This is a genomic window from Bacillus sonorensis NBRC 101234 = KCTC 13918, assembly GCF_001592005.1.
GTDB lineage: Bacteria > Bacillota > Bacilli > Bacillales > Bacillaceae > Bacillus > Bacillus sonorensis.
In genome coordinates, this window is sequence record NZ_BCVZ01000023.1 from 41,178 (window position 1) to 58,239 (window position 17,062).

A 17,062-nucleotide genomic window follows, 5' to 3' on the forward strand; every position below is an offset into this window, starting at 1 on the left:
CAACGTGATATAATAGGTTCAACAACATCAAGATGCATCTATGGAGGATGAATATGAGGGTATTGAAGTACGCGATTTTAGGGCTGCTGGATAAAGGAAGTTTAAGCGGCTACGATATGACGAGCCATTTCAAAGCCGAGCTTGGCCAGTTCTGGAGCGCGAAGCACAGCCAGATTTATCCCGAATTGAAAAAGCTTACAAATGAAGGGTTTATTGAATTCAAGACGGTCATACAAGGATCGAAGTTAGAAAAAAAGATGTATTCCATCACAGACGACGGAAAACGGGAGCTTCATGAATGGCTTACGGCGTATAAGCCCGTGCCGGACACGGTAAAAGACGAATTTATGTTAAAAGCCTATTTCATATCATCGATGAAGCCCGCTGAAGCAGAAGGTCTTTTTGCCGATCAGCTGGCCAAGCGGAAAGAAAAAGCCGCTTTTTTAAAGGAAAGGCTTGAAACGCTGAAACAGGAAGCAGGCCCCGGGATTTCCTTTCAGTCTCCGCACTTTGGCCACTATCTCGTGTTGACGAGGGCGCTTGAACGGGAGAACGGCTACTGTTCCTGGCTTGAAAAAGCGCTGGAGCTGATAAAAAGCGGTCAAGCGGGATCATGACGGCAGGGGCATTTTGCAGGGGCCGAATTGCGGTCAAAACGTCCAAGCATTTATAATAAAACCATATTTAGCAGTCAGAGGATGAAGGTGAAAAGATTGGCGACAAAACATGAACAGATCTTAAAATATATTGATTCCTTGCCCGTCGGCGAAAAAATCTCTGTCAGACGGATTGCCAAAGAAATGAAAGTAAGCGAAGGAACGGCTTACAGAGCGATAAAAGAAGCCGAGAATAAAGGGTTTGTCAGCACGATTGAAAGAGTCGGAACGATCAGGATCGAACAAAAGAAAAAAGAAAATATTGAAAAGCTGACATATGCCGAAGTGGTAAATGTCATTGACGGACATGTTCTTGGCGGCAAAGCAGGGCTTCATAAAACATTAAATAAATTCGTCATCGGAGCGATGGAACTTGATGCGATGATGAGATACACGGGAGCCGGAAATCTTTTGATTGTCGGGAACCGGATCGATGCGCACCGCCAGGCGCTTGAAGCGGGCGCCGCTGTTTTGGTAACGGGCGGGTTTGATACCGAACCGTCGATCCTTGAGCTTGCCGACAGGCTTGAGCTTCCGATCATGTCTACAAGCTATGACACGTTTACCGTCGCAGCCATGATCAACAGGGCCATCTACGACCAGCTCATTAAAAAAGAAGTCGTGCTTGTGGAAGACATTTTGACTCCGCTTGAAAAAACGGTCTGCTTATCTCCGGACGAAAAGCTTGAAAGATGGTATGAAAAAAACTTTGAAACGGGCCACGGAAGGTTTCCGGTCGTTGACGAGCAGATGAAGATCCACGGCATTCTCACATCAAAAGATGTTGCGGGATATGACCGCTCTGTTCTTATAGAAAAAGTCATGACGAAAAATCCGATTACGGTCGTCGGGAAAACATCCGTAGCTTCGGCAGCGCAGATGATGGTCTGGGAAGGAATCGAAGTGCTTCCGGTTGTAGATGAGCGGCAGAAGCTGATCGGCATGATCAGCAGACAAGATGTTTTAAAAGCGCTCCAAATGATTCAAAAACAGCCGCAGGTCGGTGAAAAACTTGATGATATCGTCACAGGCGGATTTAAAGAAACAGAAATCGACAAGCACAAGCCGTCCCCTGTTTATCAATATGAGGTGACACCGCAGATGACAAACCATTTGGGGACGATCTCATACGGCGTATTCACGACAATATTGACTGAAGCGGCAAATCGCTTTCTGCGTTCTCACAAAAAAGGGGATCTCGTGATAGAGAGCATGACGATTTATTTTTTAAAGCCCGTGCAAATGGAGTCTGTCATTGAAATTAAGCCGCACATCCTAGAAGCCGGAAGAAAATTCGGGAAAATGGATATTGAAGTGTTTCATCAGGGAGCTCTCGTCGGCAAAGCGATGATGATGGTGCAGCTCATGGAAAGAAGCTGAGGACGCGCCCGGATGCCCCCTCCTCCCTCAGGCATTCTCCCTTTCGTTTTCCTTGGCGAGCAAAGGGACATAATGCTTGTAGGCCCTGTATCCGGCCCACATGCTGCCGATTCCTGTCAAAACAAAAATCACGCCGATCCCGGCGCTTAAAGCGCCCCTGTTTAAAAACAGCTGATTCAGTCCAAAAAACATAATAAAAAGGCCTAAAGACATGCTCGATTTCGCGGACAAATATTCTTTCAACAGGGCCCTTTTTGTACGTACGTATTGAATCTTGTAATACACATAAAGAATCGCTGAAACCACAATGAAAAAAACAAAAAACGGCATAATCGACATCCTCCATTGTAAGTTTTACAAACCCATTGTATACATAATCGGGTTTGCTTTCTACAATAAAAAGTCATGACTTTCACTTTCCACCAGCAACAGATTGTGATTTAATGGTTAAAAATAACGTAAAGAAGGGGCACGGAATGAAAAAAGAAATCATCAGAACCATATCATTATATGACACTATTATTATACATAGACATGTGAGGCCGGACCCTGACGCCTACGGGTCCCAGTGCGGTCTTACGGAAATCTTGAAAGCAACCTATCCTGAAAAAAATATTTTTGCTGTTGGGACGCCGGAGCCGTCTTTGTCATTTTTATATACGCCGGAGACAATCGAAGACTCGGTTTATGAAAATGCCCTTGTCATCGTTTGCGATACGGCTAATCAGGAAAGAATCTCCGATCCCCGCTACAATAGGGGAGGCAAGCTGATCAAAATCGACCACCATCCGAACGAAGACCAGTATGGCGACCTTATTTGGGTCGACACAAATGCAAGCTCTACGAGTGAAATGATTTATGAATTATATTTGGCCGGGAAGGAAGCGGGATGGAAGCTTCCGGTAAAAGGAGCCGAGCTGATCTACGCGGGCATTGTCGGCGATACCGGGCGTTTTCTATTTCCGAATACAACGAAAAAGACATTAAAATATGCGGGTGAGCTCATCGAATATCCTTTCTCGTCTCAGGAGCTTTTTAATCAATTGTATGAGACAAAATTAAACGTTGTGAGACTGAACGGATACATTTATCAAAATGTTTCCTTGACGGAAAATGGCGTGGCATCTGTTTTCATTACACAGGATATTTTAGAACGGTTCAATATCACGCCGTCTGAAGCATCACAGCTCGTCGGCACGATTGGCAATATATCCGGCATCAAAGCATGGGTGTTTTTTGTTGAAGAAGCTGATCAAATCAGGGTAAGGCTGCGGTCGAAGGGGCCGATTGTAAATGAAGTCGCGAAAAAATACAACGGGGGAGGCCATCCGTTGGCGGCCGGCGCTTCCATTTACGATTGGAAAGATGCCGACCGCGTCATCGCCGATTTGGAGCGTATATGTAAAGAACACAAATAAGAGGGGGAGCCCTCTTTTTTTGTGTTTGGTATGAAAGCGATTTCATTTATAGGTGTCCAAGAGCGTAAAATGTGTGACCGGTAACCGGCAAACGCGGCCGGCATCGCTGAATGAAGCCGGCACAAAAACAATCGTTTGTACGCGTATGAGCGCCTTATCTTATGTTTGGCTCATTCCGGTATAAACCAGGAGCCGATATCGGTTATATCCTCATATACATGGATGTTTTGTGCTTTTAATTCTTTTTTGATAAGGGACGCGAGACTTTCAGTTTCCGCATAAGCTGAATAGCCAAGCTTAATCCGGTTGACTTTATCTCTTGCCAGCTGATGGTAACTGTAAATGTACATTCTGCTTTCCTCCCTTTTTTATCATATCATTTACTGTCAGTTTAAAATAAAAAATGGAAAAAAGCGACGCATGTCTTTAAATAGTTAAAAAAAATCCATATTTTTATTCAGAAAAAGAAATTTTTATTTCAACGGAAAGCCTCGTATAAATCGTCAGCTCAGCAACCTTTGCTTTGTAGGTTTTATCATTGATGGTATACACTTTGTTTTCAATCGTCCGCTTCAAAAGCTCCTTTGTTCTATAGACGCTCTCAATATCCTTCGTAATGACATCGGAAATATTATCTTTGATATGCTCTTCAAAATTCATCTGGTCAGGCTGGGACAGTTTGTATTGTTTGCCGTTCACCAGCTTGACGTCCACGCTTTGAATCAGCAGCTTTCTTTTATTGTCTTCGTTCAGTTTGTGGAGATCCTCCCGGTAAATGGTGATCTGGTCATTCAAATCCTTGATCCGTTCTTTCTGATCGCGAATCATCACAACCTGCTCCTCCTGAAACGTACCGTACGTAAACAGGAAAACAAGCCAGCTGACGATGGCCCCGCACATCATCCCGGCAAAAAAACGCTGCCATCCCGGCTTTTTATAGTAAGGAGGAATTCTCATGAGGAAATATGCTCCTGTGTGAGCCAATTGATGATCAGATATCCCGTCTGTGCGCCTCCCATTGCCGACAGAATCAGGAGAAGCTGCTTGACAATGTCTCTTGTATTGCCTTCGAAAATGCCTCTTTCAAAGCTGTAAACCGCATCAAACGTACCGCCGATCGCAGCTACCAAAGCCCAGATCTTAAGCCGGTTTGCAAGGCTTGTAATAATCGTTAAAGGCGGCTGCCCCGATAAATAAGCGCCGATTCCGCCGATTAAAGCGCCGCCGAGAAGAACGCCGAGCGCGATAAAGTAACAGCTGATAAAGTTTGGAAAAAACGGTTGTTCAGGGTCCATTCTGATCACCTCACCTTTTAACATGATATGGACAAAGCAAGACAAGTATGATTGATGTCATGAAGAAAGAACATTTGTTTCTGATTCATTCACATCATATAATGAAAGGAGATTGCTCGAAAAAGGAAGGGGTGACAGAATGCCTTTCGTTCACCTGCAAGTACATAGCGGCTACAGTTTATTAAACAGCGCTGCCTCCGTGGAGGATCTCACAGCCAAGGCAAAAGCGCTCGGCTACGGCGCGATGGCGCTGACGGATGATGAGGTTATGTACGGGGCGGTCGAATTTTATAAAGCATGCAAAAAACGCGGAATCAAGCCGATTATCGGGCTGACCGCGTCCGTGCTCACAGATGAAAAAGAACAGCTTTCATATCCGCTCGTTCTTTTGGCAAAAACAAATAAAGGATATAAAAATCTGCTGAAAATCACCAGTGTGCTGCAGTCAAAATCAAAATCAGGGATCAAAGAAAAATGGCTGAAAAGCTACCACGAGGACATCATTGCGCTTACAACAGGGGAAACCGGTTATGTTGAAACGCTTCTGAAAGACGGGCAGACGGAAAAGGCAAGAGAAGCCGCTCTCCGGTATCAATCGATTTTCGGTGAGGAAAACTTCTATCTGTCCTACCAGCCGTACAAGGCTGATCCGCTTCTGTCCGAGCGCATTCTCGAGCTTTCTGAACAAGCTGGGATTCCGATTACGGCCACAGGAGATGTAAGGTACCTCGAAAAAGGGGATATGACGGCTTACACCTGCTTAAAAGCGATTAAAGCGGGGGAGAAACTCGGGGAAAATGTGACCGATAAAGGCGATCACCATCTTGATCTGAAACCGGTTGACGAAATGCTCCATATTTACCGTAACCGCCCTGATGCCTTGGAAAACACCGTCAAGATCGCGGCTCAATGCCATGTCGATTTAAGCCTCGGCCAGACGCGCCTGCCCAAGTATCCGGCGCCCGGCGGCAAAAATCCGGACGAGTTTTTAACAGAGCTTTGCTTTGAAGGGCTGTCCAAGCGGTTTCCGGCACCCTCCCGTGAATATGTCCAACGGCTTGAATATGAGCTTTCCGTTATTAAAGACATGGCGTTCAGCGACTACTTTCTGATCGTCTGGGACTTTATGAAATTCGCGCACGAAAACGGCATTATCACAGGGCCGGGCCGCGGATCTGCGGCAGGTTCGCTTGTCGCCTATACGCTGTTTATCACAGATGTAGACCCGATCAGACACAAACTGCTGTTTGAACGTTTTTTAAATCCCGAACGGGTCACCATGCCTGATATTGATATTGATTTTCCCGATACGAGAAGGGATGAAGTCATTCAGTACGTCAAAAATAAGTATGGCGATCTTCACGTTGCCCAAATCATTACATTCGGGACATTGGCCGCAAAAGCCGCGCTGAGGGATGCCGGACGTGTGATGGGCATCAGTCCGAAGGAAGCGGATCAGCTTGCAAAACTGATTCCGTCAAAACCGGGGGTGACTCTGGAGGAAGCGAGAAAACAATCTCCTGAACTGGCAAGGCGCCTTAATGAATCGAAGCGGTTTCTAGAAATATTTGAAACGGCCCGGAAGATCGAAGGGCTGCCGCGGCATACATCGATACATGCGGCAGGCGTCGTTTTAAGCGAAGAGCCGCTCACGAATATTGTGCCGATCCAGGAAGGACATGACGGCGTATATTTAACGCAATATTCGATGGGCTACCTCGAAGACTTAGGGCTTCTGAAAATGGACTTTCTCGGCCTCCGAAATTTAACGCTGATTGAGTCCATCAAAACGCTGATTGAAAAGAACGAACGGATCACGATTGATTTTTCCAGCATATCCTATGAAGATGAGCAAACGTTTAAGCTTTTGTCTGCGGGGGATACGACCGGCATCTTCCAGCTTGAATCAGCCGGAATGAGAAACGTTCTAAAAAGGCTAAAACCAAACAGCCTTGAGGACATCGTCGCCGTCAACGCCCTGTACCGCCCCGGTCCGATGGAAAATATCCCGCTGTATATCAGCAGAAAGCATGGCCAGGCGCCTGTGTTTTATCCGCATGAAGATCTGGCGGACATTTTAAAGGATACGTACGGCGTCATTGTGTACCAGGAGCAAATCATGATGATCGCCTCGCAAATGGCGGGCTTCAGATTGGGGGAAGCCGATCTTTTGCGGCGGGCCGTCGGCAAAAAAAACAAGGAAATTCTTGATACAGAGAGAAATCATTTTATAGATGGATGTCTGAAAAAAGGATATTCCGTAAAATCGGCAAATGAAGTATATGATCTGATTGTGAAATTTGCCAATTACGGCTTCAACCGCAGCCATGCGGTCGCCTACAGCATGATCGGCTACCAGCTCGCTTATTTGAAAGCCCGCTATCCTTTGTATTTTATGTGCGGTCTGCTGACAAGCGCGATCGGCAATGAAGATAAGCTCGCCCAATACATCTATGAAGCAAAGGGAAAAGGGCTGAAGATTTTGGGGCCGTCGATCAATAAAAGCGGCTACCCGTTTACAATTGAAAACGGAGCTGTACGCTACAGCCTGAGAGCCGTTAAAGGCGTCGGGATATCGGCCGTGAAAGAAATTTACAGGGCGAGAAAGGAAAAGCCGTTTGCAGACTTGTTTGATTTCTGCATCAGGACATCTGTGAAAAGCGTCAACCGCAAAACGATCGAAGCTTTAATTTTTGCCGGAGCAATGGATGAGTTCGGAGAAAACCGCGCCACTTTGCTCGCTTCGATCGACATCGCTTTGGAGCATGCCGAATTATTTGCGGGGGACAGTGGACAGCTTGGATTTTTTCTGGATGAAGCCATCACCATCAAGCCGAAATATGCCAAAACGGAAGAGATGCCGCTCGTCGATCTGCTCGCGCGCGAAAAAGAAACGCTCGGCATCTACTTTTCAGACCATCCGCTGACCGTTCACCGCCCCATGCTCCAACAGGCGGGCGCGCTTCCGGTCATTCAGCTGCTCGGAAGCAGCCAGAAAAAAGCTGCTCTCGGCGCTCTTGTGACAAAAATAAAAACAATCAGGACGAAAGCAGGACAAACGATGGCGTTTCTTGAATTGAGCGATGAAAGCGGGGAGATGGAAGCAGTCGTTTTCCCAGACCAGCTCAGACAGCTTTCCCCGATATTGGAAGAAGGGGTATTGCTTTATACCGAAGGCCGGCTTGAAACGAGAAACGAAAAGCGGCAGCTCATCATTGCCAGGGCTTCCCTGCTTGATGCGCTTCATACAGAAAAAAAGCCTTCAGTTTACATCAAGGTTGAAGAAGATCAGCATACACAGGATATCCTTGAAAAAATCAGCGCGATTCTGCAGGAGCACAAAGGAGAGACGCAGGTCTGCATCTATTATGAAAAGAAAAAACAAACGATGAAGCTTCCTGAAGCCTATAATATACAGGCTGATCACGCTGTACTGTACCGGCTGAAAAGCGTTGTCGGAGATAAAAATGTCGTGCTTCGGTAAGGGCAATCTGAGCATATAGCATTAAAAAAGTCCTGAAGTATGTTATCATTTTTAAGATTCTATTGTCGTCCAAAAGAATCTTACAGCAGAAAACGAAGCAAAATTTTAGGCAAAATTCCCTTGAAGGAGTGTTTGTTAACATGTCATTGAAAGAAAAAGCGCTGCATATGCACAAAGTGAACCAGGGTAAACTGGAATCCAAATCAAAAGTCCAGGTTCGGAATGCGGATGATTTGAGCCTTGCCTATTCACCGGGTGTAGCCGAGCCTTGTAAAGCAATTTATGATGATAACAGCAAAGTATATGATTATACGATGAAGGGAAACATGGTAGCAGTTGTATCTGACGGAACAGCTGTGCTCGGTCTTGGAAACATCGGTCCTGAAGCAGCGCTTCCCGTTATGGAAGGAAAAGCGGTTCTTTTTAAAAGCTTTGCCGGTGTGGATGCCTTCCCGATCTGTTTAAATACATCTGATATAGATAAAATTGTTGAAACCGTAAAGCTCCTTGAGCCGACTTTCGGCGGCGTCAATCTTGAGGATATTGCAGCACCGAACTGCTTTGTCATCGAGGAACGCCTCAAAAAAGAAGCAAAAATCCCGGTTTTCCATGATGATCAGCACGGGACTGCGATTGTGACAGTAGCCGGGCTTGTCAATGCCCTTAAGCTGTCAGGAAAATCAATGTCTTCGATCAAAGTGGTGGCCAACGGCGCCGGTGCGGCCGGAATCGCCATTATCAAGCTTCTGTACCATTTCGGTGTCCGCGATATCATCATGTGCGACACAAAAGGCGCGATTTATGAAGGCCGTCCGAATGGCATGAATGCCGTTAAAGCCGAAGTTGCCAAATACACAAACAAAAACAGAATAGAAGGAACGCTTCAGGATGTGATTAAAGATGCGGATGTCTTTATCGGCGTTTCCGTTGAGGGAGCTCTGACGAAAGAAATGGTTGAAAGCATGGCGGATCAGCCGATCATTTTTGCCATGGCCAATCCAAATCCGGAAATCATGCCGGACCAAGCGCGTGCGGCAGGAGCCAGCGTTGTGGGAACCGGACGTTCCGACTTCCCGAATCAGGTGAACAATGTCCTCGCCTTCCCGGGCATTTTCCGCGGAGCGCTTGACGTAAGGGCGACACACATTAACGAAGAAATGAAAATCGCCGCCGTTGAAGCGATCGCATCCCTTGTTTCCGACGAAGAACTGAGCCCTGAATACGTCATCCCGGCTCCGTTCGATCCGAGAGTTGCTCCTGCCGTAGCCAAAGCGGTTGCGAAAGCCGCCATGGAAACAGGTGTGGCAAGAATTGACGTAGATCCTGAAGAAGTCGCTGAAAAAACAAGAAAACTCGCGATTATCGAAGAAAATTAAAACACCCCATTTTGATTTTTATCAGCGCGTGATCACTCGGATCCTGGAGTTGTCACGCGCTGTTTCTTGAAGAAAATGATTGATATTTCCTCTTATTGGAGACGCTTAAGAAGAAATCAGCCGCCTGAAAAAATTTTTTTCAGCCTGCATTTCCGGACATTTGTATCCGCTCTCAAGGCTTGTATATCAATTTGTCGGTCTTCAAGCTCATAAATGATAACCGCTCTGCTGCCGATTAAAAATTGTCGAATTGAGGATGACACCGTTTGACAAAAAAAGTACAATAGTTTCGGTATAGTGATGTTCTAGTCTAAGAGTGAGGACAGGCATATATGAGGAACCCTTCAGAAAAGGGAGGTAATCTTTTGTTAAAGGATATATTCAGCAAAAAGAAGAAAAAATACGCTTCCGTTCCCGCGGAGAAAGCGAAACAAGATGTACCTGAAGGCATCATGACAAAATGCCCTGATTGCAAAAAAATCATGCTCACGAAAGAGCTGGATAAAAACTTAAGGGTCTGCATGAACTGCGGATACCATCTGCAAATGAACGCAAAGCAGCGCATCAAAAGCCTGCTTGATGATGGAACCTTTGAAGAATTCAATCAGGACATGGTTTCAGAAAATCCGCTGGGATTTCCGGGATATTTAGAAAAACTGGAAAAAGACCGGGAGAAGACCTCTATAAATGAGGCGGTTGTAACCGGAAAAGGCTTAATCGACGGGTCTCCTGCGGTCGTTGCCGTCATGGACTCCACATTCAGAATGGGAAGCATGGGGTCTGTCGTCGGTGAAAAAATCACGCAGGCGATCGAAAAAGCAAGAGAAGAGAAAGTTCCTTTCATCATTTTCACCGCATCGGGCGGCGCGCGGATGCAGGAAGGCCTTCTCAGCTTGATGCAAATGGCGAAAACAAGCTCGGCGCTAAAGCTGTTCAGCGAAGAAAGCGGCTTGATCATTTCGGTGATGACACATCCGACGACAGGGGGAGTCTCTGCAAGCTTTGCATCTCTTGGAGACTATAACCTTGCGGAACCGGGCGCGCTCATCGGCTTTGCCGGGAGAAGGATTATCGAACAGACGATCCGAGAAGAGCTGCCTGAAGACTTTCAAACCGCAGAATTCTTGCTCAAGCACGGTCAGCTTGATTCCGTCGTTCACAGGGCAGACATGAAAAAAACGCTCAGCAGCATTTTAAAAATGCACCAACCTGGAGGTGATCTCGAGTGGCTGGAGAATTAGAGTTTGAAAGGCCGGTAATCGAACTGCGCAACAAGATTGCCGAACTGAAAAAATTCACACAGGATTCAGACATGGATTTAAGCTCTGAAATTACAAAGCTTGAAGCCCGTCTTGAAAGGCTTGAAGAAGATATTTATACAAATCTGAAGGCGTGGGACAGGGTGCAGATCGCAAGACATCCAAACCGTCCGACAACGCTTGATTATATAGAACATCTCTTTACCGATTTTTTCGAATGCCACGGGGATCGTTACTTCGGTGATGATGAAGCGATTGTTGGGGGGATCGCCAAGTTTCGGGGACTGCCCGTCACGGTGATCGGCCACCAGCGCGGCAAGGATACAAAAGAAAACATCCGCCGCAATTTCGGGATGCCGCATCCGGAAGGATACAGAAAAGCGTTGAGATTGATGAAGCAGGCTGACAAGTTTAACAGACCGATCATCTGCTTTATTGACACGAAGGGTGCTTATCCGGGCAAAGCGGCTGAAGAAAGAGGACAAAGCGAAGCTATCGCGAAAAACCTTTTTGAAATGGCCGGACTTTCCGTGCCCGTCATCTCGATCGTTATCGGTGAGGGAGGCAGCGGAGGAGCGCTTGCTCTCGGCGTTGCAAACCGTTTATTCATGCTGGAAAACTCCACGTATTCGGTCATTTCTCCGGAAGGAGCGGCAGCGATTTTGTGGAAGGATTCAGGACTTGCGAAAAAAGCGGCTGAAACAATGAAAATCACTGCTCCAGATCTTAAAGAATTAGATATTATTGATCATGTTATAAAAGAGGTGAGAGGCGGAGCGCACCGTGATATGAAACAGCAGGCTGCCTATATTGACGAGGCATTAAAACAAGCCCTCAAGTCCCTGATGAAACTGGATAAAAACGAACTGATCCAGCAGAGATACGAAAAATATAAATCCATTGGAAAAATTTCGACTGAAAACCAATATGTTGGGATAAAATAAGTAAACGTGAGGCCTTTTGGCCCACGTTTATTTTTATGGAATTGCCTAGAAAGTGAAAGGATTGTGTCAATCGCCGCGATTTTTCCAAGAGTTTGTTTGAAATTTATTTAAAAACTTTTTGTTTAATTGTATAATAATTAAGGTTTACAAAGGGACTTCGAAAAATTGACATCCCTTTTCATTGTTTTTGCGGCAATGAACGTGTTAAGGTAATTTATATATGTTTTCGAGGTGAAAAAGATGAAGCGAATCGGAGTATTGACGAGCGGCGGGGATTCCCCGGGAATGAATGCAGCTGTTCGGGCGGTTGTCAGAAAAGCGATCTATCATAACGTAGAAGTATACGGAATTTATAATGGGTATTCAGGTTTAATAAACGGAAAAATAGAAAAGCTCGAAATCGGCTCAGTCGGAGATATCATTCACCGCGGAGGAACGATGCTTTATACGGCAAGATGTCCTGAGTTTAAAACGGTTGAAGGACGGGAAAAAGGTATTGAGAATTTAAGAAAATATGGGATAGAAGGATTAGTTGTCATCGGAGGCGACGGTTCATATATGGGAGCCAAAAAACTGACTGAACACGGCTTTCCTTGTGTAGGCGTGCCTGGAACGATCGACAATGACATTCCGGGAACAGATTTGACCATTGGATTTGATACGGCACTGAACACGGTTATTGACGCAATTGACAAAATCAGAGATACCGCAACATCTCATGAACGTACATATGTGATTGAAGTAATGGGCCGCCATGCCGGCGATATTGCTCTATGGTCAGGGTTGGCCGGAGGAGCGGAATCGATCCTGATTCCTGAAGCGGACTATGATATGGAAGAAATCCTTGCCAGACTGCAAAGAGGACACGAACGCGGCAAGAAACACAGCATCATTATCGTTGCCGAGGGCGTCGGCAGCGGAGTTGAATTCGGAAAACGAATTGAAGAAGCCACAAATCTCGAAACTAGAGTATCAGTGCTTGGGCATATTCAGCGCGGGGGATCACCGACTGCTGCCGACCGCGTTTTGGCAAGCAGGCTCGGTGCATTTGCGGTCGAGCTGCTGCTTGAAGGAAAAGGCGGCCGATGCGTTGGTATTCAAAACAACCAGCTTGTGCATCATGATATTATTGAGATTCTTGATGAAAAACACACCGTTGATCAAAGCATGTACCGGCTGTCTCAAGAGCTGTCAATCTAGTGTATAACCCGAGGAGGAAGTAATAAATGAGAAAGACGAAAATAGTTTGTACAATTGGTCCGGCCAGCGAAAGCGTTGAAAAGCTTACTCAGCTTATGGAAGCAGGAATGAACGTTGCGCGCCTTAACTTTTCTCACGGAGATTTTGAAGAGCACGGCGCAAGAATCAAAAACATCCGTGAAGCTGCCAGCAAGCTCGGAAAAGATATCGGTATTCTGCTTGATACAAAAGGACCGGAGATCCGTACACATACAATGGAAAACGGTGCAATCGAACTTGAAGCGGGCGCTGAATTGATCGTTTCAATGGAAGAAGTCATCGGAACGACTGAAAAAATTTCTGTGACATATGACGGTTTAATTCATGACGTGTCAAAAGGATCAACAATTTTGCTTGATGACGGCCTGATCGGGCTTGAAGTTCTTGAAGTGAATGCGGACAAGCGTGAAATTTTGACAAAAGTCATGAACAGCGGGACATTAAAAAATAAAAAAGGCGTGAATGTGCCGGGGGTCAGCGTAAATCTTCCGGGAATTACGGAAAAAGACGCGAAAGACATCGTTTTCGGCATCGAGCAGGGCGTAGATTTCATCGCGGCATCTTTTGTGCGCCGCCCGTCCGATGTTCTTGAAATCCGCGAACTGCTTGAAGAGCACAATGCGACAGATATTCAAATCATTCCAAAAATCGAAAACCAGGAAGGCGTCGACAACATCGACCGCATTCTGGAAGTGTCAGACGGCTTGATGGTCGCGCGCGGAGACCTGGGTGTTGAAATCCCTGCTGAAGAAGTTCCGCTCGTCCAAAAAGAACTGATTAAAAAGTGCAATGCGCTTGGTAAACCTGTTATCACGGCTACGCAAATGCTTGACAGCATGCAGCGCAACCCGCGTCCAACCCGTGCGGAAGCAAGTGACGTTGCGAATGCGATTTTTGACGGCACTGACGCGATCATGCTTTCAGGTGAAACTGCAGCCGGGAATTATCCGGTAGAAGCTGTTCAAACCATGCACAATATTGCATCCCGTTCAGAACAGGCGCTGAACCATAAAAAAATCCTTTCTGCAAGAAGCAAACAGGTCGGCATGTCGATTACGGACGCTATCGGACAGTCTGTTGCGCATACGGCAATCAACTTGGATGTTTCGGCTATCGTGGCGCCTACGGAAAGCGGCCACACAGCGAGAATGATTTCCAAATATCGTCCAAAAGCACCGATTGTGGCTGTTACGGTCAGCGATTCAGTATCCAGAAAGCTGTCCCTTGTATTCGGCGTTTTCGCAAAAAGCGGACAAAATCACAGCTCCACCGACGAAATGCTTGAAAATGCTGTGCAAAAGTCACTTGACAGCGGCATCGTTCACCACGGCGATTTGATCATCATTACAGCCGGTGCGGTCGGTGAAGCGGGTACAACGAATCTGATGAAAGTGTATGTCGTCGGCGATGTGATCGCAAAAGGCCAGGGAATCGGACGCAAATCCGCGTTTGGTGAAGTGGTCATCGCACAAAACGCCAAAGAGGCGGGCGAAAAAATGAAAGAAGGCGCCGTTTTGGTGACAAAAAGCACGGATCGTGATATGATGGCCTCTCTCGAAAAAGCGTCTGCGCTTATTACGGAAGAAGGCGGCTTGACCAGCCATGCGGCAGTCGTGGGCTTAAGTCTAGGTATCCCTGTTATCGTCGGAGTGGAAAAAGCGACTTCCATTTTGACAGAAGGAGAAGACATTACGGTCGACTCTGCCCGCGGAGCGGTTTACTGCGGACGCGCCAGCGTGCTTTAATCGCTTATGTTAGAAAGAAGGGGAAGTGATTTCCCTTCTTTTTTTACAGGCGGGGACCGGCCGTTCGCTTCCATAAAGAACGTGAGGTGAAAATGATGAAGTTTTTCTTATTATTTCTCATTATCTTTCCGGCAAGTGAAATCGGCCTGTTCCTATTGTCCGCCAACTGGATCGGTGTTTTGCCAACCGTGCTGCTGATCATATTGACGGGCTTTCTCGGCGCGGCTCTGGCTAAAAAGCAGGGCATAGAGGTTTATCATAAAGTCCAGCGCGATCTTCAATACGGAAAAATGCCCGGTGATGCGATTTTAGACGGGCTTTGCATTTTCTTCGGCGGCATGCTGCTGCTTCTCCCCGGATTTCTATCCGATATCATCGGTTTACTGCTATTGATTCCGGCATCCCGCAATTGGCTCAAACCGTTTTTATCCCGCAAACTGAAAAAAATGTCTGAAGGCAGACGGGTGAAAATTATCAAATAATGTAAAGCGGCAGCCTGCTGAAAAGCGGATTGTCGTTTATTTTTGGTTTCCTTTAATAAAAAGCCAGATTTCCTTGAATATACCTGTTGTATAGAGAGCCTGAATCAGAACGAAAAGAGCGGGACCCATGATCAGCCCGAGAAATCCAAACAGCTTGAGGCCGGCAAAAAGGGAGATGAGTGTGCCTAAAGGATGGATTCCGATTGATTTGCTCAAGATCTTTGGTTCGGCAAGCTGCCTGAACAGCAATACAACGATGTACAATACACCGAGGCCGATAGCGAGCGGCAGCTGCTTGGTGATTACCAAATATAAAATCCAAGGGACGAATACTGACCCTGCTCCCAAATACGGAAGAAGATCAACAAGTCCGATGAAAAAAGCAATCGCCACAGCATGGTTGACTTTCAGGACGGCAAGTCCGATCAGCACGAGGACCATCGTGATGGAAACGAGCGCAAGCTGCGCCTTCAAAAAGCCGGTCAACGCTTTTTTTAGTTCGGCATAAACCGCGGCTCCCCCTGCAATCAGACGGTCAGGCAATACCGTCTTCACCCCTTTTTTGAATTGATGTAAATCCTTGCTGATGAAAAAAGTGGCCAAGAGGGAAAAAATCAGCACGGCTGCCGTATTTGGCAAGAAAGCGAAAAAAAGCGGCACCATTTCTAAAATTTTGGAAAGAAATGAAGCGGTGCTCGAAGCGAATCCGCTCCCGACATTCTCGATCTGCGCAATAATCGATTCCTGCTGGCCGGCGTCAAGTCCGTCAAAAAAAGCGGCAAGCTGATTGTAAAGCGGCATGATTTGACCGGTGAAAAATCGTTCAATATAAAAAGCGGCTTTATGTAATTGAGCGGGCAGCACCTTGGCCAAATAAGCTGCACCGGAGACAATCTCGGCAACGACCAATGTCAAAAAGCCCGCTCCTAAGACCAAAAAGCAGCTCAACACGATGCCGACATTGACGCCCCGCGGAAATCCCGTCGATTTTTCCAGCCATTCTACAAAAGGGTTAATCATCACGGCCAGAATAAGGGCGATCACAAAAGGATAGGTTAACGGAAAAGAGTAGTACCCGGCTGTTCCGACGGCTGCGGTTAAGAAAAGCACAAAACCTGCCCGAAGTGCGATTGTAAGATAGGATTGATTCAATTCTAAAATCCTCCCGCAAGAAAGCGTGTCCTTTTTTTCATTTTATTCATGAGTCCTGCTATTATGAGAAAGGTCATAAAAAAATGGAGATGAAACAGATGTTTACTCAAGCCAATTTATTTTTACTGCTTTTGCTGGCGATCGCTTTAATAGCCAAAAACCAGTCTCTGCTGATTGCGGTATCGGTGCTTTTGGTGATCAAGCTGATCGGCCTCGATCAAAAGCTGTTCCCCTACATTCAGTCAAAGGGAATCAACTGGGGCGTCACGGTGATTACGATTGCCGTTCTTGTACCGATCGCGACAGGAGAAATCGGATTTAAACAGCTTGGTGAAGCGATGAAATCATATTATGCGTGGATTGCCCTTGGAGCAGGCATCCTCGTCGCTCTGATCGCCAAAAACGGCATCACCCTGCTTGCGCAGGATCCGCATATCACGACCGCCCTTGTCTTCGGAACGATTTTGGCAGTCGCTTTATTTAAAGGCGTCGCGGTTGGCCCGTTAATCGGCGCGGGAATTGCTTACCTCGTCATGCAGGTCGTACAGCATTTTGCTCCATAGGTTCGGGTTGCAGTGTCTATGAATCAATCCCCTTTGAAAAAAGGGGATTCAGCGTGTCGACAAACCCTC

Annotated in this window: 16 protein-coding genes; 11 read left to right on the plus strand and 5 right to left on the minus strand. The window is 46.4% G+C overall.

Features of this window, described 5'->3' with window-relative positions:
- Nucleotides 1–53: 53 nt before the first annotated feature.
- A complete protein-coding gene (locus BTR1S_RS18780; protein WP_029419167.1) occupies nt 54–617 on the plus strand; it encodes a PadR family transcriptional regulator in 564 nt (187 codons plus the stop codon).
- A gap of 96 nt (nt 618–713) precedes the next feature.
- The gene (locus BTR1S_RS18785; protein WP_029419166.1) at nt 714–2,036 is read left to right on the plus strand and encodes a CBS domain-containing protein; all 1,323 of its coding nucleotides are present in this window, start codon (nt 714–716) and stop codon (nt 2,034–2,036) included.
- Between the two features lie 27 nt (nt 2,037–2,063).
- On the opposite strand, the gene BTR1S_RS18790 is transcribed toward BTR1S_RS18785, so the two are convergent.
- Nucleotides 2,064–2,366, minus strand: a complete 303-nt coding sequence (locus tag BTR1S_RS18790) for a YtpI family protein (RefSeq protein WP_006637987.1) — start codon at nt 2,364–2,366, stop codon at nt 2,064–2,066.
- A gap of 146 nt (nt 2,367–2,512) precedes the next feature.
- Here BTR1S_RS18790 and BTR1S_RS18795 point away from each other — a divergent pair, with 146 nt between their 5' ends.
- The gene (locus BTR1S_RS18795; protein WP_006637986.1) at nt 2,513–3,454 is read left to right on the plus strand and encodes a DHH family phosphoesterase; all 942 of its coding nucleotides are present in this window, start codon (nt 2,513–2,515) and stop codon (nt 3,452–3,454) included.
- A 170-nt stretch (nt 3,455–3,624) separates the two neighbouring features.
- Here the strand turns inward: BTR1S_RS18795 and BTR1S_RS18800 are convergent, their stop codons facing one another.
- The 3 genes from BTR1S_RS18800 to ytrH form a co-directional block, all read right to left on the minus strand.
- Nucleotides 3,625–3,804, minus strand: a complete 180-nt coding sequence (locus BTR1S_RS18800) for a YtzJ family protein (RefSeq protein ID WP_006637985.1) — start codon at nt 3,802–3,804, stop codon at nt 3,625–3,627.
- 103 nt (nt 3,805–3,907) lie between these two features.
- Nucleotides 3,908–4,411 carry a sporulation membrane protein YtrI gene (ytrI, locus tag BTR1S_RS18805; RefSeq protein ID WP_006637984.1) on the minus strand — a complete coding sequence of 168 codons (504 nt, stop codon included), beginning with the start codon at nt 4,409–4,411 and terminating at the stop codon, nt 3,908–3,910.
- The gene (ytrH, locus tag BTR1S_RS18810) at nt 4,408–4,749 is read right to left on the minus strand and encodes a sporulation membrane protein YtrH (RefSeq protein ID WP_006637983.1); all 342 of its coding nucleotides are present in this window, start codon (nt 4,747–4,749) and stop codon (nt 4,408–4,410) included. The genes ytrI and ytrH overlap by 4 nt, the downstream gene beginning before the upstream one ends.
- A 139-nt stretch (nt 4,750–4,888) precedes the next feature.
- Between ytrH and dnaE the strand changes: the two genes are divergently transcribed.
- The 7 genes from dnaE to BTR1S_RS18845 all read left to right on the plus strand — a co-directional run bounded on the left by dnaE (nt 4,889) and on the right by BTR1S_RS18845 (nt 15,278).
- Nucleotides 4,889–8,233 carry a DNA polymerase III subunit alpha gene (gene dnaE, locus BTR1S_RS18815; RefSeq protein WP_029419165.1) on the plus strand — a complete coding sequence of 1,115 codons (3,345 nt, stop codon included), beginning with the start codon at nt 4,889–4,891 and terminating at the stop codon, nt 8,231–8,233.
- Between the two features lie 140 nt (nt 8,234–8,373).
- On the plus strand, nt 8,374–9,609 hold the full coding sequence (gene ystJ / locus BTR1S_RS18820) for an NADP-dependent malic enzyme (RefSeq protein WP_006637981.1): 1,236 nt from the start codon (nt 8,374–8,376) through the stop codon (nt 9,607–9,609).
- A gap of 365 nt (nt 9,610–9,974) precedes the next feature.
- Complete coding sequence (accD, locus tag BTR1S_RS18825) at nt 9,975–10,850, plus strand: acetyl-CoA carboxylase, carboxyltransferase subunit beta (RefSeq protein WP_006637980.1); 876 nt, start codon at nt 9,975–9,977, stop codon at nt 10,848–10,850.
- The gene (accA, locus tag BTR1S_RS18830; protein ID WP_006637979.1) at nt 10,835–11,812 is read left to right on the plus strand and encodes an acetyl-CoA carboxylase carboxyl transferase subunit alpha; all 978 of its coding nucleotides are present in this window, start codon (nt 10,835–10,837) and stop codon (nt 11,810–11,812) included. Before accD ends, accA begins: the two co-directional genes overlap by 16 nt.
- Nucleotides 11,813–12,052: 240 nt before the next feature.
- On the plus strand, nt 12,053–13,012 hold the full coding sequence (gene pfkA, locus BTR1S_RS18835; protein WP_006637978.1) for a 6-phosphofructokinase: 960 nt from the start codon (nt 12,053–12,055) through the stop codon (nt 13,010–13,012).
- 26 nt (nt 13,013–13,038) lie between these two features.
- Nucleotides 13,039–14,796 carry a pyruvate kinase gene (gene pyk / locus BTR1S_RS18840; RefSeq protein WP_006637977.1) on the plus strand — a complete coding sequence of 586 codons (1,758 nt, stop codon included), beginning with the start codon at nt 13,039–13,041 and terminating at the stop codon, nt 14,794–14,796.
- A gap of 95 nt (nt 14,797–14,891) precedes the next feature.
- Nucleotides 14,892–15,278, plus strand: a complete 387-nt coding sequence (locus BTR1S_RS18845) for an FxsA family protein (protein ID WP_006637976.1) — start codon at nt 14,892–14,894, stop codon at nt 15,276–15,278.
- Nucleotides 15,279–15,314: 36 nt separating this feature from the next.
- Here the strand turns inward: BTR1S_RS18845 and ytvI are convergent, their stop codons facing one another.
- Nucleotides 15,315–16,430: a sporulation integral membrane protein YtvI gene (gene ytvI, locus BTR1S_RS18850; protein ID WP_006637975.1), complete on the minus strand. Its 1,116-nt coding sequence runs from the start codon at nt 16,428–16,430 to the stop codon at nt 15,315–15,317.
- A gap of 98 nt (nt 16,431–16,528) precedes the next feature.
- Between ytvI and BTR1S_RS18855 the strand changes: the two genes are divergently transcribed.
- Nucleotides 16,529–16,993 carry a DUF441 domain-containing protein gene (locus BTR1S_RS18855; protein ID WP_006637974.1) on the plus strand — a complete coding sequence of 155 codons (465 nt, stop codon included), beginning with the start codon at nt 16,529–16,531 and terminating at the stop codon, nt 16,991–16,993.
- Nucleotides 16,994–17,062: the final 69 nt, after the last annotated feature.